Here is a 25,257-nt window from a genome sequence, read left to right as displayed (position 1 = left end):
AACAATGTGCGGGTTTTCGTAATGTGGCGGAGAGTGAGGGATTCGAACCCCCGGTGGGTTTGACCCCACGCCTGATTTCAAGTCAGGTGCATTAAACCGGGCTCTGCCAACTCTCCTGAAGTGACGCTTATCTTAATGATTTACGGCACGCTGTAAAGCACTAATTTCAATTAAATCAATCAACTGGTGAAATATTCATCTTTTTGCAAGAAGCTTAATCACCTTTGGTTAAAACGGAACCAATTTTCATTGCTAACGCGCTTATTGTTTCTAGCTAATGATTCCGTAATGTACAACTAAAGGGATATAAATGCCCTTTCCACAGCGCCAGTCTTTCGCGTTTATTAGTCGAGCGACGGCGCTCCTACTCTCACTCAACAAAACATTTGTTTTAGCCATAAAAAAACCCGCAACTGTGTGCGGGTTTTTCGAATATGGCGGAGAGTGAGGGATTCGAACCCCCGGTGGGTTTGACCCCACGTCTGATTTCAAGTCAGGTGCATTAAACCGGGCTCTGCCAACTCTCCTTGAGTGCTGCGTATCTTAATGATTTCTGAGGGCCTGTAAAGCACTAATTTCAAGATTTCGACCTAAGCGAACAATTGATAAACAAAGTGCTCAAAATTTAATTGCTCTGGTTTAAATTACACATTATTTGATCATACTTTATATTGACGCAGCACTGTTAAGCACTGGTCAATCACTCCACACAAACATGCTTGCAGGTTTGGTTAAAAGCGTTAAAGACATCGCTTTATCAACTGCTCTGTTATTAACACCATAGCAAACATGGAGTGGAAGAAGGTGCTCTTCTCTAGGATGTGCATATCGCGCATCCGGTGCGCTGTACCATTCAACAAGCCGAGTTTTGCGTTCATTCTCACTATAGGCGCTGGTTTGCATGGTTGTCTGAAGCCAGTTATTAAAGCGCGTAGCTTTACGCATTGCATCATCAGAGCTATCAAAAAAGCCCTGCATATTGTGAAATGAAGACCCCGAGCCCAATACTAAAATATTCACTTGGTCCGTTGCATCACTATTTACAGGCCTTATCCCGCGTTCTACAGCTTTCCTAATTGCTTCTCCCAATAGCACATGCCTTTCCGTATTCAAACAAGACGTAATGGATACTTGAATACAGGGTACATCAACGTTGGGATACATGATACTTAGTGGGATAAACATTCCGTGATCGAAGCCACGTGCCCTATCCTCCCGCACAGCAATGCCTTGTTCGGTTAAACGCTTTAATAACAAAGTTGCAAGTGAAACTTCTCCTTTCGCCGGGTATTTAAGAGAGTACGCCTCTTGAGGAAAGCCATAATAGTCATAAACCAAGGGAGGCTGTGGACTAGTAGTAACACTGACTTCTGCTTCTTCCCAATGAGCGCTAATTACTATGATTACATCAGGCCTGGGTAAATCTGCTGATAACGTTTTGAGCGCTTCAATCATTTCCTTGTGATACTGGGGGGAATTCGCTTCACCATTTGTCTGTATTTCAAGCAGTGGTAGCGGACCTCCGCCATGAGATATATACGCTGTACTAATTTGTACTGGCAATGGCGTTGTAATTTCGATTGGCTTTTTCATAGCGCTACTCTAAATCGTATCCGTGCGGGGGGGGGTGGCTTACCATAGAAACCGACTGTTTAAAGCCGGCTTCAGAAAAAATGGGCGTAGATCGCCTTACTTATAAAGTTTGTCACTGATCAGAGAGTCGATAGAAAATTTACCCCCTCCCTGAATAACGAGAGCCGTTGTTGCTGCAAGCAATGCTAACGCAAACTCATAACCATTGTTGGACATAAACAAACCGTTGGTTGCGTGCACGCTAAAAATTGCAACCACCATAGTGAATGCACTTACCAAAGCGGCCGGGCGTGTTAGAAAACCTACAATAAGTGCTAGTCCACCAAAAAACTCAGCGCTACCGGCCAGCAATGCCATTAAAAAGCCTGGCGCTAAACCAATGCTTTCCATCCACTGACCTGTGCCTTCTAATCCATAACCACCAAACCACGCAAAGAGCTTTTGTGCGCCGTGTGCGGTAAGAATAATGCCTACAGGCACACGTAAAACCAAACTAGAAATACTGTTGTTAGAAGTAAAAATGTTTTTCAAAAATTGCTTGTTCATTTGTCTATTCCTCAAAGTCTTTGTGATTAAAAGTGTCATATCTGAAAAATGATGAACGCAGTGCTTGTCTTAATAGCGTTGGCACTGCGCTAACCTGATGCGTACAGAATAGTTACCAACATCTATTGAATAAAGCGCTCTAATATTGAATGATTACCAACACTATGTTGTTTATTAGATTGGTAGGCTGAACGATGGATAAATTATCGCTACTGAAAACCTTCTGTGTTGTTGCGAATGAAGGCAGTTTTACAAAAGCTGCAGAAAAGCTAGACACGTCAAACCAACTCGTAAGCAAATATGTTGCTGAATTGGAGAAACAACTTGATACGCGTTTATTCAATCGTACTACAAGAAAAATCCACCTAACCGAGGCGGGACAACAATGCTTGCAGCATGCTAACCATATTCTTGAAAGCGTAACCGATATGGAAAGTCAGCTTGGATTGCTCAATACAGAAGCAAAGGGAGTTTTATACGTAAGTGCTCCAGTCACCTTTTCAACACTGCACTTAGCTGGCGCACTCAGCGCGTTTCAACAAGCACACCCTAACGTGTCGATAAATTTGCAGCTAAATGACAGAAAAATTGATGTGATAGATGAAGGATTTGATGTAGCAATACGTGCAGGCCACCTTGCCAACTCAACGCTGGTGGCTAAGAAGATCACAACCGTCAAACTCGCTTTATGCGCTTCTCCTGCATATTTGAAAAAATACGGTACACCACTACACCCCAACGATTTGAGGCCTGAGCACTACCTTGAATATTCTTATGTGAATTATGATAACGATAAGTCAGCACTTTTTTCAGCGCTAAAAACGAATGCACAGAAGGTAGCCCCAAAGCTAATATCTAACAACGGCGAAGTACTTGCCAATGTTGCCAAACAGGGGGAAGGTTACGTACTTCAACCTACATTCATCGTAGGTGAAGCGATCAAAAACGGTGAATTGGTAGCTATACTCAATGACTTCATACCGCAAGCAATTTCGTTATACGCTGTTTACCCGCACAGAAAGCTTATTTCCAATAAACTAAGGGTTTTCATCGACTTCCTGTCAGGCTACTTTGGCGACACCCCACATTGGGACGAATAGAGCTGAAACTAAAAAACTGGTACGCGTAACCCTACAAGCATCCTTCGGATTAGGTTACCTCGCACACAAGGGACAAAGACAAGAGAAAAGGCAAGAGGGAGTTACAAAGGACTTCAAACGGCGTGGAAGAAAGCTCCCACGCCGTATATTTACAACACTACATTCTAAAACTTTCCATTATTGCTGGTACACCAGGGAACATACCGATTAACGCCATAACCGTACACAGCACCAAGAAAGTAATACCAGGAATAACCCAGCGCCCTGCTTTACCTAAGTCGCCTGCCCTGTCTTTACACCCAACTAAACCCAAATTATCCAATAGCATAGTAAAAGACCAACCAAATACCGGGTTAACTAATACAGATGAGATAACAACTAGTGCAGCTGACTGAGTAGTTTTACCTTCCCGTGTCATTTGCATACCCGCTTCCATTAACGGAAGAAACACGCCAACAATCAGTGCAACGCATAGTACTGGAGGCCAAATAGCTAGGTCCATAGGATAACCCCAAAGTGCGGCAACAACACATAGAAAGCCGGTTACTAAGGCACCTCCAGGTATAGGCCTACGCGCAATAGACGCAGGGATAATATACGTGCCCCACGAAGATGAGATATTACCACCACCCAATAAGCTTCCTACCGCCTGACGGCTTGAGGCTGCAATCATGGTGTCGTCAATGTTCATATGCGCCCTTTCACTTTTTTTCGGGTAGCTAAGCTTTTGAAAAACCTGATGCCCCAAGAAGTCTGGCGACCACATTGACACAGCGAGCACAGCAAAAGGCAACACAGCAATGAAATGCGACCAGTCTGGTAAACCTAGCTTCCAGCCTGTGTCTTCACCCCACCAATACGCAGGGTTTAAATTAGGCATACCCGGCGATGTTGTGAACTCAAACGGCGCACCGAAGGCAAAAGCTATTGCTGCTGCCATCATCGCACCAAGCGGAATGGCCAACCAGCGCTTTTTAATATGCTCTAGCCACGCGTACATAAGAATAGTGGCAATAATCACTACAAAGGCTAAATAAGCCATATCAAAGCTCTCTGCCCACGCAAAAAGCTTTTTAACCTGACCTGTAATGCCTATAAAGCCTAAATATAAAAGTAGCCCACCGCATACACCGTTACTGGTGAGCTTTGCCAGTATGCTACCGCCTTTTGTTATCCCTAGTATGAAACCAAATAAACCGATGAGCAGGCCGAGCGCCATTGGGTGACCACCAGAAGCAACGATAAGAGGCACCAGTGGCAAAAGCGGCCCGTGGGTTCCCGCTAAATTGGCAGAGGGGTTAAGAAAACCTGAAATCAAAACAACGAACAACACGGCGGCGATAAGCAACTCGAAGCGTACGTTTTCAATAACAAATTCAGGGGATAACCCAAGTGGCGCTGCAAATGCGCCAACAACCGCAGCAACCATAACGATTTTACCTATGGTTGCAGCCATACCGGGCACAAAGTCTTCCCACTCAACGCGGTAATCTTTACCAGGCAGGTTTAACCGCCAACGTTTGGGAGAAAGTATTTGTAATTCGTGGTTTAAATAATCGTCTCGTGATTCAAAACTAGTACTTGGTTTGTGAAGATTTTGGTAAGAGGAGCTTTCCTGTGACACATAACACCTTTAGATTGCGCGAAGAAAACGCAAGCCTAAACATGTGAATGGAATGTAACAATGCGACTGTGGTCTTATACGAAAGTTTAACGTGATAGACGGGCATAAAAAAACCCGCAACATTGTACGGGTTTTTCATAATATGGCGGAGAGTGAGGGATTCGAACCCCCGGTGGGTTTGACCCCACGTCTGATTTCAAGTCAGGTGCATTAAACCGGGCTCTGCCAACTCTCCTGAAGTGCTGCGTATCTTAATGATATTTTTATGACTGTAAAGCGAAAAATTAAAAAAGTTGTCTAAGTGCCGAGATTTCAATCAAATAAGCGGTTTAGCACGTATAAGAGATGTTTTTATATTCATCTGACACCATTTTCATCTGAAACTACTTGAAAATGGGAACTAAAACCCATACAACATACACTAAATAATTGTGTACCATTTTGGTCATATCATAAGTCCTGTTGGAGGAAACAATGGATCAACGTTCGATGTATTCAAGTGCATCTCAACCATCGGTATTGCAGACGAACAAGGTTCTACGCAACACCTATATGCTGCTTGCGATGACACTGGCGTTTAGTGCGGTTTGTGCTGGTATAGCAATGGCGGTAGGCATTTCTCCTATGATGTCTCTTGTTATGACTATCGGCGCGTTTATTACTCTTTTTGTAGTTCAGAAGAAAGCAGACTCTGCTTCTGGTATCTACTGGGTGTTTGCATTCACAGGTTTAATGGGTGCATCACTTGGTTACACGCTTAATTTCTATTTAGGTGTAGCAGGCCCCGGCCTAATCATGGAAGCATTGGGTGCAACAGCACTAGTGTTCTTCGCGCTTTCTGGCTACGCACTTACCACTAAGAAAGACTTCTCGTTTATGGGCGGATTCTTGGTAGTAGGTCTAGTTGTAGTGCTTGTAGCTGCTATTGCGAACATCTTCTTCGCGGTACCTGCAGTAAGCCTAGCAATTAGTGCGGCGATTGTGTTTATTATGTCTGGTTTCATCTTGTTTGATACAAGCCGTATCATCCACGGTGGTGAAACAAACTACATTCGCGCTACAGTTTCGCTATACTTGAACATATACAACTTGTTCACGTCTATCCTTCACCTTCTTGGTGCGTTTGGTGGCGACGATTAAAACAGCGTTAAAGGTTTAAAGAGAAACACCCCTTAACCGGGGTGTTTTTATTTGTATGGCAGAATATTCAGTACTTATCACATCATCGCCGTTTCAAGGCGATACAGCGTTACGCGCCCTCTCCTTTGCACAAGGTGTAATCGATAATGGTGATGTAATAAACAACGTTTTCTTTTATAGCGAAGGTGTACACCACACTAATAACTTAATGCTAAATTCGGGCGACGAGCTGTTCGTGCTTGATAGCTGGAAGACTCTAGCGTCTGAACACAACGTGAAATTACTTGTATGCATTACCGCCGCCGTTAAGCGAGGTATTGTTAGCGAGGTAGAGGCGAAAGAAAATGGGCTGTCTCAGGCTAATTTAACCGCGCCTTTCGAGCAAGCAGGCTTGGGCGAATTCTTCACCGCGCTTCACGATTGCAACAGGTTGGTACAATTCTAATGGCGCATTTACTTATTAGATTTACCCAAAGTCCTTTTTCCAACGCGAAAAGCCAAGACGGTTTAGATTTTACGCTTGCTGCAACAAATTATGGGCACGAGGTTAAGGTGCTGTTCGAAAATGAAGGCGTGCTGCAACTGGTTAAAGCGGCGTCTACCAAAGGGCTTAAAAATCACACTAAGCGTTTGGCTAGCATGCCGTTCTTCGACATAGAAGAATGTTATGTGTGTAAAGCGAGCGCAGAAACTTATGATGTTGAACACGTACTCGCCAACACTGATTTAGTTGAAGAGCTTGAATGCAACTGGGTAACTTCATCTGAAAAAGTTACGTTAATTCAAAGCGCTGACCATGTGGTGACCTTTTGATGCTTATTTCTATTTCAACGCCAACCATTTCCGTTGCTGACAAACAGTTTCTTATAGCAGCCTTAGAGCAATTAAGCGTAGATGTCTGTGTGGTTTGTATAGGCGACGGTGTTTACGCCCCTACAATCGAAAGTTTGTTTTTTGAAGAATTAACGAATCACTTGAAAGAAGAATCACCACTTAATTTGGCATTTGTCGATAGCGATGCATCGGCAAGAGGTGCTAAATTGCCAGAGCAAGCTATGTCTATCACTTCCAGAGAGTTTGCTGCTTTGTCAGCAAAAAATACGCATTGGGTAACACTTTAATGACACAAGAAACCTTTAGCTTTACCTATAATGGTCAAGAGATCCTTACTGATAAAGCCGGCTATTTACTCGACTACACGCTTTGGGAAGAAGGTATGGTTGAGTTGCTGGCGCAAGAAGAGAACATTGAATTAACCGAAGCCCACTGGGAAGTCGTTCGATTCGTACGCGCATTCTATGAAGAATACGAAACCAGCCCAGCGATTCGTGCTTTGGTGAAAGCCATGGCCAATAAATTTGGACCGGAAAAAGGTAATAGCCGCTACCTTCAGCGACTTTTTAAAAAAGGCCCGGCTAAGCAAGCCACCAAACTGGCTGGATTACCAAAACCAGCGAAATGCTTGTAAAGGCGTTGCTGAAAAGGCCAGGCATAATTTAGTTCTGTTTTCTGTCAATCGCACCGCTCCGGAAAAGAGTACACTGTCTCTGTACAAGGACTCTGGCCCTTACTCGCATAGCAAGTACGCATACTCACTGTTCTTTTGCATATTCCTGGAGAGAGGGGCTCTAAAATATTTGAAGAATCTAAACCTGGGCCAATATAAGCCCCCCAATATTGGTTTTTTGCATGGTTTTTAGCAAGTTCTCTTCGGCACTGCTCGTCGTCAGCAATGGTATTAGTTGTTTCATTTATTTCGCCATCCATAAATGCTAGCGCATGGGTCATCCCATCAATTTTAGACACCCCTCTCTCTAAGCTTAGTGTTACCGAATTTAACTTATATTCATGATTTGTAGAGCGTTCCAACAAAAGGCCAAGTTTAAAAACCAAGCTATTTTCAACGTCACCAACAATAGCAATGCTAGACTTATCATTTAAGTCACGATAAACATTAAGGTCTACTGAATGGCCATCGATTTCAATCTCTAGACCAGTCAATTCCTCACCTTTACCTAAGTCATTGAGATTTAGGTTCTTTCCCTTCACATATTCTATAATACTGCTTTCTATTTGGTTCCTGACTTCTTTTTGCCTCCTTGTTCCATTGTAATATTCAGAGACAACATAACATGTGGCTGAGGTTTCAGATTGTGCCTCTGCAGGTGAAGTATTTGAGGTTTTTTCAAGGCTATTAACGGAGTTCGGCTGCCCAGATTCAATCATAGTCGTAGCATTCACTATTGCGGGCAAGAGTACCAACGCCGCTAACATTGTTATTTTATTCATTGAAAAGTCCTTATTTCTTATATCCTATTTCTTATAATGGTTAATGTAGACTGCAACTTCCCACTAATCAATATTATTGTTTAATAACATACATTACGATTCAATAATTTATATTAACCTTATAGATTAAGCATAACCTGGTTCTTCCTGGTTATTGTTCCAACCAAGCTCTTTGCACGGATTGAAGCCCTATTTAAGGTAACTATCAGAAGAGCCGCCCTACCATTATTTGTTGTAGCCTTGGTGTTGATATTGCAACACCTCTTTTACATTAGCGTTTTATCTAGGGTTTCAGGCACATTTTTCATACTTGCCTTTTACCGAACACCATAAACGTGAATGTTTTACATAAATGGACATAGGAGGCTGTATGACAGTTCAAAAACACTACGTAATTGTGGCTAACCACGACGACGCCACAGCTTACACCTATACCAACCACGGAAGTGCACTCGTTGAAGTAAAGAAATGGCACAATGAGTTTAGCGGCGCGAGTGACCAAGATATTTACACGGATAAACCCGGTAGACAATCGGCTCCCGCTTCACAAGTGCCGGGCGTTGATAGCATGAACCGAAAAGATGCCGCTGAACTTGAAGATGAACGATTTGCCAGTGACATTGCTGATTGGCTAGATGGAGAGCGTAAACGAGGTGCGCTAGGCTCAATAGATATTATTAGCGGGCCGGGTTTTCTTGGTAAATTGCGAAACGGAATGTCATCTCAATGTTCAGACGTTGTCGATAAAGAAGTGAAAAAGAATGTTTTAGGCGCGGACGAGGAAACCTTACTTTCCTACCTTAAATAAAACGTTTTCCTGTAAATCTAAGATTAGAGGCGGCTGTGATTAAGGCCGCCTTCATTTTATCCGTATGTGCGGTTTTATTTAAAAGTTTTAGTCAGCCTTTAACATATTAACTTCACCAATTGCCTCGGCACTTTTAAACGTTTTTACTCGCGTGACTTCAAGGTCGGTATAAATACGAGGATGATTCAGAATATACTCTACCTCATTATTCAATGAGCCTTGTTTGTCAGCGGTTAGCCATGCATTAATCGCGTGACTATCGTGAGGAAGAAAGCAGGGAATGGATTTTTCATGATACTGACTAAATCCATCTATTGGCGGTCGCGTCACTACTGCACAGGAAAATAAACCGTTACTAAACCGCCGATATACCGCGCCAATAAGCAATGCTCCGCTGGTGGGTTTCATTAAATAATGTGCTTTCCCTTTTCCAGACGGATTTGACTCACCTACTGCCGTCGCTACGACTATAGCCCGCCGTTCTCGAATAAACTTTCCCCAATAAGGGCTCTCTAAATTACGGGCATTGAATGTGGTTCTGTTGCCTACCTCTAACGTGTTTTCAACGGGCTTAGCATCAAACCACCATGTAGCATCTATGGTGCTATCATCAGACACAATTACGTTGGTTATTTGCCGTTCGGCTGCTTTTCCAAATGCGGGATAAAAGTTAATGACATTGCTTTTGGAAGATTCGTTGACAAAGATCGGTATGGTTTGTGTAAGCCCGACTTCTTCAAGTAGCGCTATAACGTCTGGTGAGTCAGTAATACGTTGTATGAAACCGCACATGGTGCCTCTTTGCTAAGATGGCTTTGAAAGTTAGATTATTGATAGAACATATCGCAAAGATAACTTAGCTAACAAAAAAAGGAAATGGCATTCACCATCTCCTTTTTAAATAAAGAACAAACTTTAAATACTATTTATTGAGCAGTGTATTTATCAAAAAACTCAATCATCTCAGTCCAACGCTCAACGTTGTTTTCTTCTTTATAAAAACCGTGAGCTTCGCCAGACTTCATCATCCACTCGTACGGTTTATTTTGCTTTTCTAACTCATCGCGTAGGGCAAAAGCATGCTCTTTTGGTACACGAACATCTTCCTCGCCTTGAATAATGAATACAGGTACCTTAATTTTATCAACGTTTTTAACTGGAGACTGGCTATCATCATCGGGCAGTACGCGATTTAAGTAGTTTATACCAGATTGAGACTCTGGGACGTCGCCTGCAGATTTCATCAGTGCTAGGTCATATACTCCTACAAAACCTACAGTACACTTATATAAGTCAGGCTCTCTAATAACACTCTGCAGCGCTGCATAACCACCATAAGAAGCACCATAAACACACATTCTATTTTGATCAACAATGCCTTGCTCAATTAGATAATTAACGCCGTCGGTCATATCGTCAATCATTAGTGTTCCCCAAGATTTGAAACCTGCTTTCAGAAATTCTAAGCCATAGCCTCCTGAACCTCTGAAATTAGGTTGGAATACAGCATAACCGTGAGCCGCCAACACTTTAGCATCGCTTCTCATTTCAGTAAGTGTATCTTTTAAACCGTGAGGACCACCGTGTGGATGCATTATTAAAGGTAGGTTTTTTGATTTACCGACAGGTAATGTAAGAATACCTGATATTTCCTGACCATCTCTTGCTTTATAGGTAACAATTTTGGATATAGGCATATCGAAATCGTTTAACCACGGTCGCGAATCAGTTAGTTTTGCTAACTGTTTCTTATTTTTATTAAACAAATAGTAAGCTTTGGGTTGATTAATTCCGCCAACGGCAACAACCATCTTCGAGCCGTCATACGTCGAAGATGTAATAGACACTACACTACCTTTAAAGGCTTGGCGCAAACTAGCTAAAATTCGTTGTTCATCAGCGTTTCTAACGTCGCTAAAATAAGTAGCGTTTAAATCTTTGTATTCAAACTCTGCACCTATGACTTCTTGCACTTGCCCTCTGACTTCATGCAAGATAGGTAATACATCAACTTTATCATGGGCCGCTAAAACCGTATGGGTTTTAGTATCGATGTTATAGGTTGCAACAGCAGTTGTATCAGTTTCAATTGTACTGAGCCCCACTAGCGTTTTATCATCGGCCAAAAATACTAATGGACGGAAAAATGAACCAAAGGATTCCGCCTCAAATGCCACTCGCCAGTCATCATCCTCTGAACTTCGTACCATTAGCGTTACTTGATTATCTTCGTTAGGATCTGAGCTCGTCATTGCCAAAGCTTCTCCGTTGCTGTTGGTTATGATTTGTAAGCTATCTCCTGTGGATTTATACATACGCATTGGCATTCTGCCCAACGACGCTTTTCTTCCATTGCTAACCTTCATTTTATAAAGGTCTAAAAAGGGTTCTTTTGTTGACCCTTGGACACTGAAAACCACAATAGCGTCTGGATCGTCAGGCAAAAAGTCAACAACCTGAGAATATCGGGTATCACCACTTTTAGAACGGTAGCCAGTAAGTATTACGTTATCACTACCATCTGCATTCATTGCTATCAACTCACCTGTAGGAACAGGTTCCTCTAGAGAGCCCAATTCGCGCTTCATGCTTAACAATAATCGCTCATCATTCAGCCAGTTAAAGGTACCTACTGATTCTTTACCCCGACCTCGCGTAACCGATTCAATTTTTTGTTTCTCGATATCAAGTACGGTAAGGAAAATAGTGCCATCATCATCTCTCGAAGTAGAAGCAAGGTATTTTCCATCAGGGGAAATCTTTATATCCAAATATTGAGAATGCTTTGCAAAGCTCTCTAAAACTGGCGTTTTTACATCAGCATTCGCAGAAAAAGCAAAAGCAAGGCTTCCCAGCATGACCGTTTTCAGTAGTTTCAAACGCGCTTTCATTTATTTATTATCTCCATGTAAAAAAGCCCCCGTTATACGAGGGCTTCAAAATCAAAGCATTCGATTAAAAGTTGTATTTTACGTTAGCAAATACTCTTCGACCGATAAAGTCGTACTGAGAGAATAAAGCAGAGTTACCTAACTCAAAACCACTTCTAGATAAACGAGGTGGTTCTTTGTCAAACATGTTTGCTACACCCACAGTAAAATCGAAGTCTTCGTAAACAAATGAACCCGACAATGCGTGATATGTCGTCCATTTCGTTTCATCGATAAACGTCACTGTTTCGCCATTTAGCGTAGTGGTATTTGTTTCGCTACTGTAGTACTCGTAATCGTTAGTAGAGTCGAAGTAGCTAGCAGTCCACGTAACGCTCCAGTCATCTTTGCCATAGGTTAGTCGAGCTACACCCACATGCTTAGGAACACCGTTTTCGCCAACTTCGTTGTTATACGGAGAATCTTCAAACAATAGGCCGAACTTTTCAATCTGCATAGTGTGTTCTACGCGGAAACGAACATTACCCCAATCGAATTCCTCATCATAAGTGAAGTTGTAGTCAACACCACGTACACGTTGGTATGAAATGTTTACGTAACCACCGTTAACTTGGTCGATACCAAAATCGTTTGCGTCTGAACCGTCTCTACGTGTGAACAAATCACATAGCGGCTCGTTAGCAAAATCGATAGAGTTATAACAACGGTTTACGATGTCTGCACCACCTAAGTTGTCAATCTCGTTTGAAATTTCAATATTGAAATAGTCAATTGAGAAAGCGTACGTATCTTCAGGGCTGGTAAGCACAAGGCCAATACCTTCAGCAACCGAAGTTTCTGCTTCAAGACGACCTACACCGCCGCTTGTAACAAGCAACGCTGAACTTCCGCCTTGCTCGTAATCAGCAGGGATACCTTCAGCTTGACAGTTTGCTAATACGGTGTCTGAAATTGCACCCGCGTTAAACTGATTAACGTAGTCAAGACAAGGGTCGATAGCTAGCTGACCAGCGAAACCAGTCTGCTCTGCAAGGTATAGCTCGTATAGTGCCGGAGCACGGAAAGACGTACCACGGCTTGCACGAACGCTCACACCATCGATGATTGACCAGTTCAAGCCTAATTTAAACGTTGTGTCTGAACCGTAAGTATCAACATCGTTCCAACGACCAGAGGCAGTTAGATCAAGTCTTTCGAAGCCTGTTACATCTTCTAGAAGTGGAACTTTAACTTCCGCGTAGATTGCTTTAGTCAACTGGTCACCTGCAGTGATACCTGCGCCAGATAAACCCCAAGAGTTGCCGTTAAGAGTATTTTCTCCAGGCGTATCTTCGATTTCATCTTTTTGGATTTGGAAACCAAATGCAGCACCTACTTCACCGGCTGGTAAAGTGAACAAATCACCAGTTACGTAACCTTCAAGGGTTTGCTGGTCGTAAGTTGTTTGCCCGTAATCACGACCAAATAAAAACGACTCTTGTGCTGGAGTTCTGTTACCGTACAGGAATTCTGGGTTAGTCCAAGGGATGTCTACACAAGTATTGCCACTAAACTCTGTCACTTCACCAGAACAGCTTTCGCCGTTAGCCGCATTGACCTGCGCCATCAACATAGCATCGTAGTAGATGATATCTTGCTCGTATTTACCGTCATTGTAGCTGTACTGGTAAGATAAATCCCAAGTCCAGAAGCCGATATCGCCAGTTGCACCAACTACACCACGGGTATAGTCAACTTGAATTTCTGAGCTGAAGTGATCCGTTAGGGCAACAGGGAAAACTGAACCTGCCCCATCAAAACCGTCCAATACATCAGTAGATAGAGTGCCCACATCAGCAGTCCAAAACTGACGATAGTCATCAGTTTTTGTTGTACGACGGCTGTGAATGAACTCACCGTAAATCATAACATCGTCAGTAAGATTATATTCACCGGTCGCATAAATAGACGCATTTTGTGTTTCTGGCACAACAGTTTGTGAGTTTAAGAATGGGTGGTTCTGATCCCACCAACCTTCACTGGCATAGTCGTCGTTATACGATACGGGATACCAGCCTTCTGGCGTAGTAAAGCCAACGTTTGCGTCGTTAATGCTTTCAAAACCATTGTTTGCAAAAAAGTTATCGTAGTCATACGCGGCTTGTAAGCTACCACCGTATGCTGATGATACATCACCGTACAACCACAAACCGTAACCAGTTTCGGCACAGTGGTATTCCCCTGTTCGAGGGTCGATAGGATCGGTACGTGAACCGTCCTCAGCAAACTGTAGACGTTCAGTACAGTTGAAATAGTCGCGGTCACCACGACGTAGCATAGATACCTTACGGTAGTCAGCAGTTACACGGAATGAACCTTCTGCGTACTCTTCACCAAAAGAGATATTAATACGGCGGTCTTCACCGCCCGATTCCATTGGTTGGCTGATATCAACGTTTACCGTCTTCTCGTCGCCTTTTTTGGTGATAATGTTAATTACACCGGCTACTGCGTCTGAACCATAAAGCGCAGATGCACCGTCTTTAAGGATTTCAACACGCTCGATAGCTGAAAGTGGCAGACTGTTCAAATCGAACGAAGAAACTGCACCACGTGTACCCGCAGGTCCTGCACGACGGCCATTTAATAGAATAAGTGTACGGTTTGCACCTAGGCCACGAAGACCGACAGTTTCTGCACCGGTACCGCCATCAGTTACGTAACCAACCGTAAGGGCTGCAGTAATCTGGCTTGAACCAGCTGCCGCAGTACTTGTACGAAGTAGTTCACCCAAGGTCTTAAGACCTTCACCTTCTGCATCTGCAACAGAAATGATGTCGATAGGAGTATCATTAGCAAAAGAGTCTGTGCGGATACGAGAGCCCACTACTGAAATCTGTTCTACAGATTCAGCACTCTTATCAGCCTCTTCTTGAGCAGCTACGAATGAAGCTCCCCCAAGACCAAGCGCGACGATTATCCCTTGAGATAATCGGTTTAGTGTGTTTCGGTTTTCCATTTTTGTTCCCTGGAATTCGGCTTTCTGAACAAACAGAGCTACCGAAAGGTAAGTCCATTTATCCATGAAGCTTTCTTTTTTTAATTTAATGTAAATACGACCTATTTTCATTATTGTGATTAAGGTGCATCTACATTTCAGTTTTGTTACGTCAAGCGCAACATTAGCCAAAAGTATAAGATATAACTGCAAGTGTCAATTATGACTTTAGCGTTTGAAATATAGGTAATTTTCCACTAAAAATCTCATCCATTAACATTTTGAAACAACTTTTATCGATGAATTTTAAGATGAATAAGCTGCTGTTTATATTAGAAATTTTACGCACTAAATATTAGTGCAAATAATATACAAGCATGCTTAATAATAGATTAGATGTTCGGTATTAATAAGAGAGAGAAAAAATCCGATACCTACTTGCGGTACCGGATTTTTGATATTTAACAGTAATAGAGTTGGCTTAAATTGCCGTGGGTGCTCTATTCACAGGTACTGTCTATGCAGATGTCGCCTTAATCACTTCCTGGCCTGCCATGTAAGGCACGAGCGCCTTTGGAATGGTTACGCTACCGTCTGCTTGCTGGTTATTCTCCAGAATAGCTACAAGCGTACGCCCTACCGCCAAACCAGAGCCGTTCAATGTATGAAGCAGTTCAGTTTTATTCGTTTCAGGGTTACGGAATCGAGCCTGCATACGTCGTGCTTGGAAGTCCAGCATGTTAGAACATGATGAAATTTCACGGTAAGTATTTTGTGCAGGTAGCCATACTTCAAGGTCGTAGGTCTTACATGCACCAAAGCCCATGTCACCCGTACATAGCAACACTTTGCGGTATGGTAGCTCTAGCTTTTGCAGAATAACTTCCGCATGGCCAGTAAGTGCTTCTAGCGCGTCGAAGCTATCTTCTGGCTTAACTAGCTGTACCAGTTCTACCTTGTCGAACTGATGCTGACGAATTAAGCCACGGGTATCACGACCGTAAGACCCGGCTTCTGAACGGAAGCACGGTGTATGTGCTGTCATTTTCACAGGCAGTGTTTTCGCGTCTAAGATCTCATCGCGCGCAATATTAGTTAGCGGTACTTCTGCCGTTGGGATAAGGCTCAGCCCCTGACCCTCTTCGGTTGCTGGCTTAGTATGGAATAAATCCTCACCAAACTTAGGCAACTGACCGGTGCCGTATAAGCTATCAGCGTTAACTAAGTAAGGCACGTACATTTCTTGATAGCCATGTTCTTGAGTATGAGTATCAAGCATAAACTGAGCAATAGCACGATTTAAGCGAGCTATATCTCCACGCATCACTACAAAGCGACTTCCCGTAAGCTTACTTGCCGTTGCGAAATCAAGACCGTTGTTTAAGCCTTCGGCAACATCTACGTGATCTTTTACTTCAAAATCAAATTCGCGTGGCTCACCCCAACGAGAAATTTCCACGTTGTCGTCTTCATCCTTACCTTCTGGTACAGACTCATGCGGCAAGTTAGGAATACCTTGCGTAAGGGTGTTTATTTCTTCCAGCAGTTCGCTAAGTTCTGCTTTAGCGGCGTCAAGCTCATCACCCAATTTACCAACTTCAGCTAAAAGCGGTGCAATATCTTCGCCCTGCGCCTTAGCTTTACCGATGGATTTACTTCGTACGTTACGCTCGTTTTGCAGATCCTGTGTTCTGGACTGAAGTGTTTTTCTTTTTTCTTCAAGCGAACTGAAAGCTGCTACATCGAGGTTAAAACCACGGGCAGCTAATCGCTTAGCTGTTTGTTCTATATCGCTTCGCAAACACTTTGGATCTAACATGTGTTTCTAATTATCCTTTCATCAATTGAATGGCTAGCCAACCTGCTACTAAGCAAGCGCCAACGTTAAGAAATACATTCGCTGCGGCTTTAAGCCACAACCCGTTTTCTAATAAAGTTAAGGTTTCAACAGAAAATGTTGAGAATGTAGTAAAGGCACCTAATAGGCCTACACCGATGAGAGCACGGTAAGGAGAGTCGCTTAAATCGTGACGTTCAATAATACCGTACAGTAATGCGAGTGCAAACGACCCAACCACATTCACCGTTAGTGTACCAAACGGCATGTGTTTTCCAAATAAGGAATCAACGCTTGTGGTAACAAAATAGCGTAAACAGGCGCCAGTCGCCCCGCCTGCGGCAATAAAACAATACAAAGCTAACCCTTGAGGCACGTAAAACTCCCTAGCCCGTTCTTATTATGAACTAATCCATAGTCTTTGAATTAGTGGAGGTGCATGTGTACAACTTTACCCTTTATTATTGCTTCTCGCATTAAGAGAGTCGAGAAATTCCCGTTTGGCTTTAAGCGCTTTTTCTAAACCGCGCTCGTTAGGATTGTACAAGCGAGTTCCGGCAAGGCTATCTGGTAAGTATGTTTCGCCAGCTGCGAAGGCATTCGGTTCGTTGTGTGCATAGCGATAACCGTCTCCGTGACCCAGTTCTTTCATAAGCGACGTAGGCGCATTGCGTAAATGCATAGGTACCGGTGCATCAGAGGTCTTTCGCGCTAACGATTTTGCTTCATTAAACGCCATGTAAACCGCATTACTTTTTGCAGCTAAGGCACAGTAAACGGCGGCTTGCGCAATGGCACGCTCGCCCTCTGCAGGTCCTACTCGATGAAATGTATCCCATGCGTTTATGCATAGCTGCATAGCCCTGGGGTCGGCGTTACCAATATCTTCAGACGCGATAGCCAGTAATCGCCTCCCCACGTAAAGTGCATCACCGCCGCCATCCAAAATTCTTGCATACCAGTAAAGAGCTGCGTCAGGATCTGACCCCCTCACTGATTTATGAAAGGCTGAAATCAAATCGTAGAAGGTATCGCCCTTGTTGTCGTAGCTGGCGACTTTCTCGCCTACCGCATGCTCAACATCGCTAACGGTTATATCGTTAGCACTTGTGAAGTCTGCAGCCAGCTCTAAATAGGTAAGAAGGCGCCGGGCGTCGCCACCGCTTAAATCGATAAGCGCGTTTCTTGCTATGTCTTCAATACCAAGGGCTCTGTCGCCCAGACCTTTTTCACTGTCACTCAGTGCTCTATCAACTAATTCAGACAGCGCGTGTTGTTCAAGTGTTTTTAGTACGTAAACGCGAACTCGAGATAACAGTGCTTTGTTTAATTCAAACGACGGGTTTTCTGTCGTTGCGCCAATAAAGGTAACCACACCAGATTCAACAAATGGCAAAAACGCATCTTGCTGGCTTTTGTTGAACCTGTGAACTTCATCTACAAAAAGCAGCGTTCGCTGATTATAGCGGGCGTTCTCTTCAGCTGTGTCCATAGCGGCTCTGATATCTTTAACCCCAGAAGTAACGGCTGAGATCCGCAAAACAGACGCATTAGTGTACTGTGCGATAAGTTCAGCGAGGGTGGTTTTGCCCGTTCCGGGCGGCCCCCACAAGATCATAGAGTGGCAGTGGCCCGCCTCTAACATTTTACGAAGCGGTTTGCCCTCGCCAAGTAAATGTTCCTGTCCGCTGTACTCGTCTATGGTAACTGGGCGCATGCGCGCCGCTAGGGGCGCAAATTCTTGATTAACGCTGGTCATCAACTATGAAGCTATCTGGAATATCAACTGAGAAGGTGTCGGCGGGTACTGGAAAGCGTGTTTCAATATTATTGAACACTAGCGTGCTTGTTTGCTGTTGCGCATCAAGCATGTTAAGCGAAGCAAGTTCATCATCTTGATTGAACGTTAACGTAAGCGTGACAATTTGACCGCCTTCATCCTTCGGTGTGATTTGATAACTTTGCAAGGCACGGACATTGTTGATGTCACTCGCCGTGTTGTTAGCAGATACTCCACTGCTCATTTGGCTAATAGAAAATTTCGACCACGTTGCTTCATCCGTAGAAGTAAGCAAAACAATAGGGTTGTCTTTTATTGCATTCGACTGGGATATTACCGTTACTTGTTCTACGAAGGTATCTACATTCCACACCGCTTCACCATCGGCTACCAGCAAAGTTTCATCAGGAAACGTGGTTTCCCAACGTAACTTATTTGGGCGGGTCATAGTTAAGGTACCCTGGGCCTCGTGCACAATATTTTGCTGCGCGTCCACCACTGTTTGGTCGAAGCCTGCACGAAACTGTTTCATGTCACTTAATAAAGCTTGAAGCGATGAACTGACAGCATCACTTTCGCTAACTGAAGTAGCAGTAGCAACTGTGTCAGCGCTATCGTTGTACGCACTCTGAATGTTAGTGGCGTTAAGCTCTACTGAAGCATTTGCAGAGGCCTCTGCTACACCCGCTACGGATAGCGCGCTTATAGAGAATGCGCTTATAGAAAACGCACTAATAAAATAAACCGAAACTGCTTTATTCATTTATTCAATCCATTCGTTATTCTTTGTGGGGCGGCGGTGCAAGCACCTCACGGTTTCCGTTATGCCCCTGTGCACTTACGACACCACTCATTTCCATTTGTTCAACTAAGCGCGCTGCACGGTTGTAACCAATTCTAAATTTACGCTGCACGCTTGAGACACTGGCACGACGAGTTTCGGTAACAAACGCAACGGCCTCATCGTAGAATGCATCGAATTCTTGGTCTTCGCCCTCGGGCTGCTCACCTGGCAATAATACTTCTGCGGTTGCTTCGCCGTTAAGGATCTCATCAATGTACTCTGGCTCGCCGCGCTTCTGCCAGTCGGCCACTACCGCGTGTACTTCATGATCGTCTACAAACGCTCCGTGAACACGGGTAGGTACTGGGCTTCCCGGTGGAAGATAAAGCATATCCCCCATACCTAGTAAGGTTTCTGCGCCTTGTTGGTCGAGTATAGTTCTTGAGTCTATTTTGCTTGATACCTGGAATGCACAACGGGTTGGGATGTTCGCTTTAATCAAACCGGTGATAACGTCTACCGATGGACGCTGTGTAGCAAGAATAAGGTGAATGCCTGCCGCACGGGCTTTTTGGGCAATACGCGCAATAAGCTCTTCAACTTTTTTGCCTACAATCATCATCATGTCGGCAAATTCGTCCACTACCACAACAATAGCTGGAAGTTTTGCTAAGTCTGGTGCTTCTGCATCCATACTTTCTTCATTCTTCCAAAGCGGATCTTTAATTGGTGTGCCGTTAGCAATGGCTTCTTCTACCTTAGCGTTATAACCTTTGAGGTTACGCACACCAAGGGCGCTCATTAAGCGATAACGGCGTTCCATTTCACCTACACACCAACGAAGTGCATTGGCGGCCTCTTTCATGTCGGTCACAACCTCAGAAAGCAAGTGCGGTATACCTTCATACACCGAAAGCTCAAGCATTTTAGGGTCTATCATGATCATGCGAACGTCTTCAGGCGTGCTTTTATAAAGCAAACTCAAGATCATTACGTTTACACCCACAGATTTACCTGAACCTGTAGTACCAGCAACTAAAAGGTGAGGCATTTTAGCTAAATCAACCACTACTGGCTGACCAGAGATATCTGCACCCAGTACCATGGTTAAAGGTGATTTATTAGACTGGAAGGTATCGCAACTGATAACTTCGCTTAAACGCACCATTTCGCGTTTTTTATTGGGGAGTTCTAACCCAATAACCGACTTACCTGGAATAACCTCTACTACACGAACTGAAATAGCTGACATTGCACGGGCTAAATCTTTTGATAACCCTGTAATTTTACTCACTTTAACGCCAGGCGCTAGGTCTAGCTCAAAGCGCGTAATTACAGGCCCTGGGTACACACCCACTACAGTGGCTTCAATATTAAAATCAGCAAGCTTTTCTTCCACCAAGCGAGAAATGCCTTCAATCTCTTCTGGTGTTAACGGGTTCTCATGTTTGTCTGCACGTTCTAGCAAATCAAACGACGGCATAGGTGGCAAATCAGGGTCAACCTCATTCGATTTCGCTTTAACAGGCTTAGCACCAAGTGCTGCAGGCGCGAATGCTTGATTGCTTTCTTGGCTCGCTGTTTGTCCCTGTTCTGTTTGTGAATGCGGCGTTTGTGAATGCGCCGTTTGTGATTGAGGCGTTTGTGCCTGTGCTGCTGGCGCAGGTGTTTCGCTAACATTTACGGAAGACGCAGGCTTACTTCCCGTTTCATAAGGCAAGTCTTCGTCAAACTCTTCTAGCTCGTCAAAGTTAATATGTGGGCTTTGCTGAACCTGAGGCTCACTTCGAGTATTTTCACTTTCTGACGACACTAGCTCATCTTGGTTAGATTTACCTAAGCCGGATTTATCCTTAAAGCTACCCGTTACCGCATTACGCATACCTGATAGCGAAAATGCTGACTTCTTCGTCTCAGGTTCACTTTCGCCAGCGCTTGAAAGCGCTTCATCGCTTCGTAAGTTTTCGCTATCTTGTGTCGACTTACCTTCAGCTTGCGCGTTATCGCCGCCATCATGAGTATAAAACGGTGGCTCATTATTAAGCTCATCAATACCGAAAGAGGGTTCATTGCGAGTCGGAGTAGCTCTCTGCGTAGGCGTTTGCGGTTGCTGTGGCTGTTCCTGAGCTTGTGCCGAAGAAGCTAAGGGTTCTGCTCGCATACTGGTAATATCCAGCTCGGAAGTATCGGTGCTTTCTTGATTTGACGATTTATTGGCCAACGCCAGACGTGGCATTTCAAGTGCCAATAAACTTTGTGGTGCAGACAGGGTTTTACGCCCCAACCACAGCGTTCCTTCTCCCAACCTGTCGATAATAGTAAGCCAGCTAATACCTGTTAATAGCGTAAAGCCCGTACAGAAAAAGCAAAGCAGCAATAGGATAGTACCAGCAGTATTAAAGTACGGTATTAGCGCTGAACTAATCACATCACCAACAAAGCCGCCTGCTGAAAAGTTGTATATATCATCAAAATTGATACTGGCGATGCCCGTTGCGCCAAGGGCCATTAATAACCCACCGATAATTCTCAACCCAATGGTGAGATAGTCGAATTCGTCCAATTCTTTAATGTGCTGAAAAAGGAACCACCCTAAAAATGCAGAGCCAAATGGGAGCAAATAAGCGAGAAAACCAAACGAAAATAGCAATAAGTCTGCAACCCATGCCCCAGTTGCGCCAACCCAATTGTGAATGTCTAATTGTAAACCAGCCTGACTCCAACCTGGATCACCTGGATGAAAAGATACTAGTGCCAGCAATAAGAAAAAGGCGAAAACACAGGCGATAATCATACCTGCTTCCCACACTCGCTGAACCCCTGTTAATCGCGCCATAACCCTAAAGAACCTTCAATTTCTATCGCATGTAGTTTTATAACGACTAATAGTCTTAGTCTATACGTACTATCTTTGCGCTAAACGCTACAAAGAGCTTAGCGAACTCTTTGCAATCCCTACATAATTATTATTTGAGTAATTTGGTAAGTAGCTGAACCTAATGATAAAACTATCGGTATGCTCCCCTACCCTATTGTATGTGAACCGCAACAATCCTTTCGTTGCACACAAACACTGTATTTTTGCACAGCCTACCATAAAAACCCACTATTGAGCCATGGTTTCATTACTTCAAATTAATGCGCAGTGATGATGTGCTTTTTACTTCTTCCATCACAACATATGTCCGCGACTCACTTACCCCCGGTAAACGCAACAATGTATCACCCAACAGTTTTCTATAACTGCCCATATCCGCAACACGCGCTTTTAATAAGAAGTCGAAATCACCAGAGACCAAGTGACACTCTTGAATATCGTCATGTAGTTTTACCGCAGCAGAAAATTCTGCAAAGATATCCACCGATGTTTTGGTTAATGTAATCTCAACGAACACGAGCATAGCAGCGCCAAGCTTTTCTGGGTCAACTAAGGCGTGGTAGCCTTTTATATAGCCCTGAGCCTCTAATCTCTTGACTCTCTCTAAGCAAGGGCTTGGGCTTAAGCCGACTTCTTTAGCAAGTTCGACATTAGATATACGCCCGTTTTTCTGCAGTTGCACCAGTATATTCCTGTCTATTCGGTCAAGGTGTTTAGGCGTCTTCACCAACATATAAAATACCTCACAAGCTATCTTTTAAAGAATTATATGCCACACAAGCCCATTATTCAGCAGATAGTTCGTTTTTTTATGGCGTATACTCGCTAAATAGGTTTACGGGCTTTCAAGACCGATTGCTACGAAACAAAGTTCAACCAGAGCCACATAGAAGCTCGTTATAAAATTGAGGACGATACATGTTAGTTGGTGTACCAAAAGAAATTAAGAACCACGAATATCGTGTTGGCTTGACGCCAGCAGCAGTAAAAGAATTTGTTACTCACGGTCATAGTGTTCTTGTTGAAACTAATGCCGGTGATGCTATCGGTTTCACTGACGAAATGTATGTAGATGCTGGTGCTGCGATTGCACCTACTGCTGAGCAAGTGTTTGCTGAAGCGGAAATGATTGTAAAAGTGAAAGAGCCTCAACCAAACGAATGTAAAATGCTTCGTAAGGGACAAACGCTTTATACTTACCTTCACTTAGCCCCAGATCCTACTCAAACTAAGTTATTAGTTGAGTCAGGCGCTACCTGTATTGCTTATGAAACAGTAACTGACGACCGTGGTGGTCTTCCATTGCTTGCACCAATGAGTGAAGTAGCGGGCCGTATGTCCGTACAAGCGGGCGCGCATTATCTAGAAAAAGCGCACGGCGGCAGCGGCACCCTTCTTGGTGGTGTACCTGGCGTAGCACCAGGCAAAGTTCTGGTAATTGGTGGTGGTGTTGTAGGAACTAACGCAGCGAAAATGGCACTAGGCCTTGGCGCTGATGTTACCATTCTAGACCGTTCACTTCCGCGTCTTCGCCAGCTTGATGATATCTTTAATGGCCAAGTTAAAACAGTTTACTCTACCGTTGATGCAATCGAGCAATACTCTTCTGAAGCAGACCTTGTTGTTGGTGCAGTACTTATTCCTGGCGCAGCAGCACCTAAACTACTTACTCGTGAACAAATTAAAGCGATGAAGCCTGGCTCTGTGCTGGTAGATGTTGCTATTGACCAAGGTGGCTGTTTTGAAACGTCTAAAGCCACTACGCACCAAGACCCAGTTTACGTTGTTGATGACGTAGTTCACTACTGTGTAGCTAACATGCCAGGCGGTGTTGCACGTACTTCTACTATGGCGCTTAACAATGCGACCTTACCATTTGGTTTGGCTCTGGCAAACAAAGGCCCAGCCAAAGCTATGTTAGAAGACAAGCACTTGCTAAACGGCTTGAACGTTCACGAAGGTAAAGTAACCTATAAAGCGGTTGTTGATGCACTAGGTGAAGAACTAGGTCTAACCTATACACCAGCTGAAGTAGCGCTTAAAGGCGAATAAAATTTTTCGTTTATTCTCAAAGCGTTCGAGCGCTTGGATGAATAAAGAGCCTTAGATAATGGCTAAAAGTAAAAAGCTCGGTATGTGAATACCACATCCGAGCTTTTTTGTATCTGATCACTTAGTGACGAGATAAACTTAACTTTTATTGCTTTAACACTTTGATTCCTAGATATCCTGGTAGCGCTTTCAATGCGTAACTCACCCTGTATCAAGCCAAATAACTAAGCATACAAAAGGTTTCGTAAGTCGCGCTAACCGTTTATAGAAGTGTTTACAGCTTTTAATACAGCAATCGGGTCATCTGCTTTGGTAATAGGCCGTCCCATTACCAAATAACTCACGCCCGCTTTCATTGCATCAGGTGGGGTCATTACACGTTTTTGATCGCCGGCGTCTGCGCCTACTGGACGAATACCGGGTGTAACTAATAGAAAGTCATCGCTGTGTTTTTCGCGCAACGCACTGGCTTCTTGCGCTGAACAGACGATGCCGTCCAACCCTGCTTTTTCTGTTAGCGCTGCTAAACGCAATACTTGTTGTTCAGGCGTTACACCGCTTACCACATCTGCAAGCTGCGCCTCGTCCATGCTGGTAAGTACGGTAACCGCAATAAGCTTAGTTTGAGGGTTACTGCTTGTTGCAATGGCATCCTTCGCCGCTTGCATCATAGGTAGGCCGCCCGAAGCATGTACGTTTACCATCCATACCCCCAGTTCCGCCGCTGCTTTGCACGCTTTAGCAACCGTATTTGGGATATCGTGGAATTTTAAATCTAGGAAAACATCAAAACCTTTAGCAATAAGCGCTTTTACAAATTCCGGCCCGAATAAGGTGAACATCTCCTTGCCCACTTTTAGCTTGCACAAGCTTGAATCTAATTTGTCAACAAACGCCAATGCAGTGTCTTTATTGTCATAGTCTAATGCAACAATAACGCGTGGGTCATGCATGTTCT

Annotated in this window: 22 protein-coding genes and 3 tRNA genes; 8 read left to right on the top strand and 17 right to left on the bottom strand. The window is 43.9% G+C overall.

Features of this window, described 5'->3' with window-relative positions; translation table 11 throughout:
* Nucleotides 1-24: 24 nt before the first annotated feature.
* The 4 genes from IW644_RS07020 to IW644_RS07005 form a co-directional block, all read right to left on the bottom strand.
* Nucleotides 25-116, bottom strand: a tRNA-Ser gene (locus IW644_RS07020).
* A 319-nt stretch (nucleotides 117-435) separates the two neighbouring features.
* Nucleotides 436-527 (bottom strand) — tRNA-Ser (locus tag IW644_RS07015).
* A gap of 169 nt (nucleotides 528-696) precedes the next feature.
* A complete protein-coding gene (locus IW644_RS07010) occupies nucleotides 697-1,593 on the bottom strand; it encodes a DODA-type extradiol aromatic ring-opening family dioxygenase (protein WP_269917014.1) in 897 nt (298 codons plus the stop codon).
* A gap of 96 nt (nucleotides 1,594-1,689) precedes the next feature.
* Nucleotides 1,690-2,139 (bottom strand): DoxX family protein, encoded by a 450-nt coding sequence (locus IW644_RS07005; protein WP_269917013.1) that lies wholly within the window; start codon nucleotides 2,137-2,139, stop codon nucleotides 1,690-1,692.
* A 194-nt stretch (nucleotides 2,140-2,333) separates the two neighbouring features.
* On the opposite strand from IW644_RS07005, the gene IW644_RS07000 reads away from it, so the two are divergent.
* Nucleotides 2,334-3,239: a LysR family transcriptional regulator gene (locus tag IW644_RS07000; RefSeq protein WP_269917012.1), complete on the top strand. Its 906-nt coding sequence runs from the start codon at nucleotides 2,334-2,336 to the stop codon at nucleotides 3,237-3,239.
* A 157-nt stretch (nucleotides 3,240-3,396) separates the two neighbouring features.
* On the opposite strand, the gene IW644_RS06995 is transcribed toward IW644_RS07000, so the two are convergent.
* Entirely contained in the window at nucleotides 3,397-4,863 is a 1,467-nt protein-coding gene (locus IW644_RS06995) for a DUF3360 family protein (protein ID WP_269917011.1), read from the bottom strand.
* Nucleotides 4,864-5,006: 143 nt separating this feature from the next.
* Nucleotides 5,007-5,098, bottom strand: a tRNA-Ser gene (locus IW644_RS06990).
* Between the two features lie 239 nt (nucleotides 5,099-5,337).
* On the opposite strand from IW644_RS06990, the gene IW644_RS06985 reads away from it, so the two are divergent.
* The 5 genes from IW644_RS06985 to IW644_RS06965 are packed head-to-tail and all read left to right on the top strand — an operon-like array spanning nucleotide 5,338 to nucleotide 7,471.
* The gene (locus IW644_RS06985; RefSeq protein WP_014949619.1) at nucleotides 5,338-6,003 is read left to right on the top strand and encodes a Bax inhibitor-1/YccA family protein; all 666 of its coding nucleotides are present in this window, start codon (nucleotides 5,338-5,340) and stop codon (nucleotides 6,001-6,003) included.
* A gap of 55 nt (nucleotides 6,004-6,058) precedes the next feature.
* Nucleotides 6,059-6,448 carry a sulfurtransferase complex subunit TusD gene (tusD, locus tag IW644_RS06980; protein WP_269917010.1) on the top strand — a complete coding sequence of 130 codons (390 nt, stop codon included), beginning with the start codon at nucleotides 6,059-6,061 and terminating at the stop codon, nucleotides 6,446-6,448.
* On the top strand, nucleotides 6,448-6,816 hold the full coding sequence (locus IW644_RS06975; RefSeq protein ID WP_269917009.1) for a DsrE family protein: 369 nt from the start codon (nucleotides 6,448-6,450) through the stop codon (nucleotides 6,814-6,816). Before tusD ends, IW644_RS06975 begins: the two co-directional genes overlap by 1 nt.
* Nucleotides 6,816-7,124 carry a DsrH/TusB family sulfur metabolism protein gene (locus IW644_RS06970; RefSeq protein WP_269917008.1) on the top strand — a complete coding sequence of 103 codons (309 nt, stop codon included), beginning with the start codon at nucleotides 6,816-6,818 and terminating at the stop codon, nucleotides 7,122-7,124. The genes IW644_RS06975 and IW644_RS06970 overlap by 1 nt, the downstream gene beginning before the upstream one ends.
* A complete protein-coding gene (locus tag IW644_RS06965) occupies nucleotides 7,124-7,471 on the top strand; it encodes a TusE/DsrC/DsvC family sulfur relay protein (RefSeq protein WP_269917007.1) in 348 nt (115 codons plus the stop codon). Before IW644_RS06970 ends, IW644_RS06965 begins: the two co-directional genes overlap by 1 nt.
* 44 nt (nucleotides 7,472-7,515) lie before the next feature.
* On the opposite strand, the gene IW644_RS06960 is transcribed toward IW644_RS06965, so the two are convergent.
* On the bottom strand, nucleotides 7,516-8,292 hold the full coding sequence (locus tag IW644_RS06960; RefSeq protein WP_269917006.1) for a hypothetical protein: 777 nt from the start codon (nucleotides 8,290-8,292) through the stop codon (nucleotides 7,516-7,518).
* 370 nt (nucleotides 8,293-8,662) lie between these two features.
* Between IW644_RS06960 and IW644_RS06955 the strand changes: the two genes are divergently transcribed.
* Entirely contained in the window at nucleotides 8,663-9,100 is a 438-nt protein-coding gene (locus IW644_RS06955) for a host attachment protein (protein ID WP_269917005.1), read from the top strand.
* An 87-nt stretch (nucleotides 9,101-9,187) separates the two neighbouring features.
* On the opposite strand, the gene IW644_RS06950 is transcribed toward IW644_RS06955, so the two are convergent.
* The 9 genes from IW644_RS06950 to lrp all read right to left on the bottom strand — a co-directional run bounded on the left by IW644_RS06950 (nucleotide 9,188) and on the right by lrp (nucleotide 22,980).
* A complete protein-coding gene (locus IW644_RS06950) occupies nucleotides 9,188-9,892 on the bottom strand; it encodes an SOS response-associated peptidase family protein (protein ID WP_269917004.1) in 705 nt (234 codons plus the stop codon).
* A gap of 134 nt (nucleotides 9,893-10,026) precedes the next feature.
* Complete coding sequence (locus tag IW644_RS06945; RefSeq protein WP_269917003.1) at nucleotides 10,027-11,991, bottom strand: alpha/beta hydrolase family protein; 1,965 nt, start codon at nucleotides 11,989-11,991, stop codon at nucleotides 10,027-10,029.
* A gap of 64 nt (nucleotides 11,992-12,055) precedes the next feature.
* Nucleotides 12,056-14,989 carry a TonB-dependent receptor domain-containing protein gene (locus IW644_RS06940; protein WP_269917143.1) on the bottom strand — a complete coding sequence of 978 codons (2,934 nt, stop codon included), beginning with the start codon at nucleotides 14,987-14,989 and terminating at the stop codon, nucleotides 12,056-12,058.
* 496 nt (nucleotides 14,990-15,485) lie between these two features.
* Complete coding sequence (gene serS, locus IW644_RS06935; protein ID WP_269917002.1) at nucleotides 15,486-16,787, bottom strand: serine--tRNA ligase; 1,302 nt, start codon at nucleotides 16,785-16,787, stop codon at nucleotides 15,486-15,488.
* A gap of 10 nt (nucleotides 16,788-16,797) precedes the next feature.
* A complete protein-coding gene (gene crcB / locus IW644_RS06930) occupies nucleotides 16,798-17,181 on the bottom strand; it encodes a fluoride efflux transporter CrcB (RefSeq protein WP_136781676.1) in 384 nt (127 codons plus the stop codon).
* A 75-nt stretch (nucleotides 17,182-17,256) separates the two neighbouring features.
* A complete protein-coding gene (locus tag IW644_RS06925; protein WP_269917001.1) occupies nucleotides 17,257-18,564 on the bottom strand; it encodes a replication-associated recombination protein A in 1,308 nt (435 codons plus the stop codon).
* Nucleotides 18,551-19,348 carry an outer membrane lipoprotein chaperone LolA gene (lolA, locus tag IW644_RS06920; protein ID WP_269917000.1) on the bottom strand — a complete coding sequence of 266 codons (798 nt, stop codon included), beginning with the start codon at nucleotides 19,346-19,348 and terminating at the stop codon, nucleotides 18,551-18,553. The genes IW644_RS06925 and lolA overlap by 14 nt, the downstream gene beginning before the upstream one ends.
* A 16-nt stretch (nucleotides 19,349-19,364) precedes the next feature.
* Nucleotides 19,365-22,205: a DNA translocase FtsK gene (locus IW644_RS19985; RefSeq protein ID WP_333473843.1), complete on the bottom strand. Its 2,841-nt coding sequence runs from the start codon at nucleotides 22,203-22,205 to the stop codon at nucleotides 19,365-19,367.
* A 289-nt stretch (nucleotides 22,206-22,494) separates the two neighbouring features.
* Nucleotides 22,495-22,980, bottom strand: coding sequence for a leucine-responsive transcriptional regulator Lrp (gene lrp, locus IW644_RS06905; protein WP_179983537.1), 486 nt, complete (start codon nucleotides 22,978-22,980; stop codon nucleotides 22,495-22,497).
* A gap of 185 nt (nucleotides 22,981-23,165) precedes the next feature.
* On the opposite strand from lrp, the gene ald reads away from it, so the two are divergent.
* A complete protein-coding gene (gene ald, locus IW644_RS06900; protein WP_179983538.1) occupies nucleotides 23,166-24,299 on the top strand; it encodes an alanine dehydrogenase in 1,134 nt (377 codons plus the stop codon).
* Nucleotides 24,300-24,553: 254 nt separating this feature from the next.
* Here ald and pyrF read toward each other — a convergent pair whose 3' ends face one another.
* Nucleotides 24,554-25,252 (bottom strand): orotidine-5'-phosphate decarboxylase, encoded by a 699-nt coding sequence (gene pyrF, locus IW644_RS06895; RefSeq protein WP_269916999.1) that lies wholly within the window; start codon nucleotides 25,250-25,252, stop codon nucleotides 24,554-24,556.
* Between the last annotated feature and the right edge of the window lie 5 nt (nucleotides 25,253-25,257).

It is taken from the genome of Alteromonas sp. PRIM-21 (assembly GCF_027563165.1).
In the GTDB taxonomy this organism is placed as follows: Bacteria; Pseudomonadota; Gammaproteobacteria; order Enterobacterales; family Alteromonadaceae; genus Alteromonas; species Alteromonas macleodii_A.
Note: the sequence above shows the minus strand (reverse complement) of the source record. Positions and strands in the feature narration are given on the sequence as shown.

Bases quoted from the DNA above. Each gene is read 5' to 3' on its own strand.
- IW644_RS07010 (WP_269917014.1), bottom strand. From the start codon at position 1,593: ATGAAAAAGCCAATCGAAATTACAACGCCATTGCCAGTACAAATTAGT.
- IW644_RS07005 (WP_269917013.1), bottom strand. From the start codon at position 2,139: ATGAACAAGCAATTTTTGAAAAACATTTTTACTTCTAACAACAGTATT.
- IW644_RS07000 (WP_269917012.1), top strand. From the start codon at position 2,334: ATGGATAAATTATCGCTACTGAAAACCTTCTGTGTTGTTGCGAATGAA.
- IW644_RS06985 (WP_014949619.1), top strand. From the start codon at position 5,338: ATGGATCAACGTTCGATGTATTCAAGTGCATCTCAACCATCGGTATTG.
- tusD (WP_269917010.1), top strand. From the start codon at position 6,059: ATGGCAGAATATTCAGTACTTATCACATCATCGCCGTTTCAAGGCGAT.
- IW644_RS06975 (WP_269917009.1), top strand. From the start codon at position 6,448: ATGGCGCATTTACTTATTAGATTTACCCAAAGTCCTTTTTCCAACGCG.
- IW644_RS06970 (WP_269917008.1), top strand. From the start codon at position 6,816: ATGCTTATTTCTATTTCAACGCCAACCATTTCCGTTGCTGACAAACAG.
- IW644_RS06965 (WP_269917007.1), top strand. From the start codon at position 7,124: ATGACACAAGAAACCTTTAGCTTTACCTATAATGGTCAAGAGATCCTT.
- IW644_RS06960 (WP_269917006.1), bottom strand. From the start codon at position 8,292: ATGAATAAAATAACAATGTTAGCGGCGTTGGTACTCTTGCCCGCAATA.
- IW644_RS06955 (WP_269917005.1), top strand. From the start codon at position 8,663: ATGACAGTTCAAAAACACTACGTAATTGTGGCTAACCACGACGACGCC.
- IW644_RS06950 (WP_269917004.1), bottom strand. From the start codon at position 9,892: ATGTGCGGTTTCATACAACGTATTACTGACTCACCAGACGTTATAGCG.
- IW644_RS06945 (WP_269917003.1), bottom strand. From the start codon at position 11,991: ATGAAAGCGCGTTTGAAACTACTGAAAACGGTCATGCTGGGAAGCCTT.
- IW644_RS06940 (WP_269917143.1), bottom strand. From the start codon at position 14,989: ATGGAAAACCGAAACACACTAAACCGATTATCTCAAGGGATAATCGTC.
- serS (WP_269917002.1), bottom strand. From the start codon at position 16,787: ATGTTAGATCCAAAGTGTTTGCGAAGCGATATAGAACAAACAGCTAAG.
- IW644_RS06925 (WP_269917001.1), bottom strand. From the start codon at position 18,564: ATGACCAGCGTTAATCAAGAATTTGCGCCCCTAGCGGCGCGCATGCGC.
- lolA (WP_269917000.1), bottom strand. From the start codon at position 19,348: ATGAATAAAGCAGTTTCGGTTTATTTTATTAGTGCGTTTTCTATAAGC.
- IW644_RS19985 (WP_333473843.1), bottom strand. From the start codon at position 22,205: ATGGCGCGATTAACAGGGGTTCAGCGAGTGTGGGAAGCAGGTATGATT.
- lrp (WP_179983537.1), bottom strand. From the start codon at position 22,980: ATGTTGGTGAAGACGCCTAAACACCTTGACCGAATAGACAGGAATATA.
- ald (WP_179983538.1), top strand. From the start codon at position 23,166: ATGTTAGTTGGTGTACCAAAAGAAATTAAGAACCACGAATATCGTGTT.
- pyrF (WP_269916999.1), bottom strand. From the start codon at position 25,252: ATGCATGACCCACGCGTTATTGTTGCATTAGACTATGACAATAAAGAC.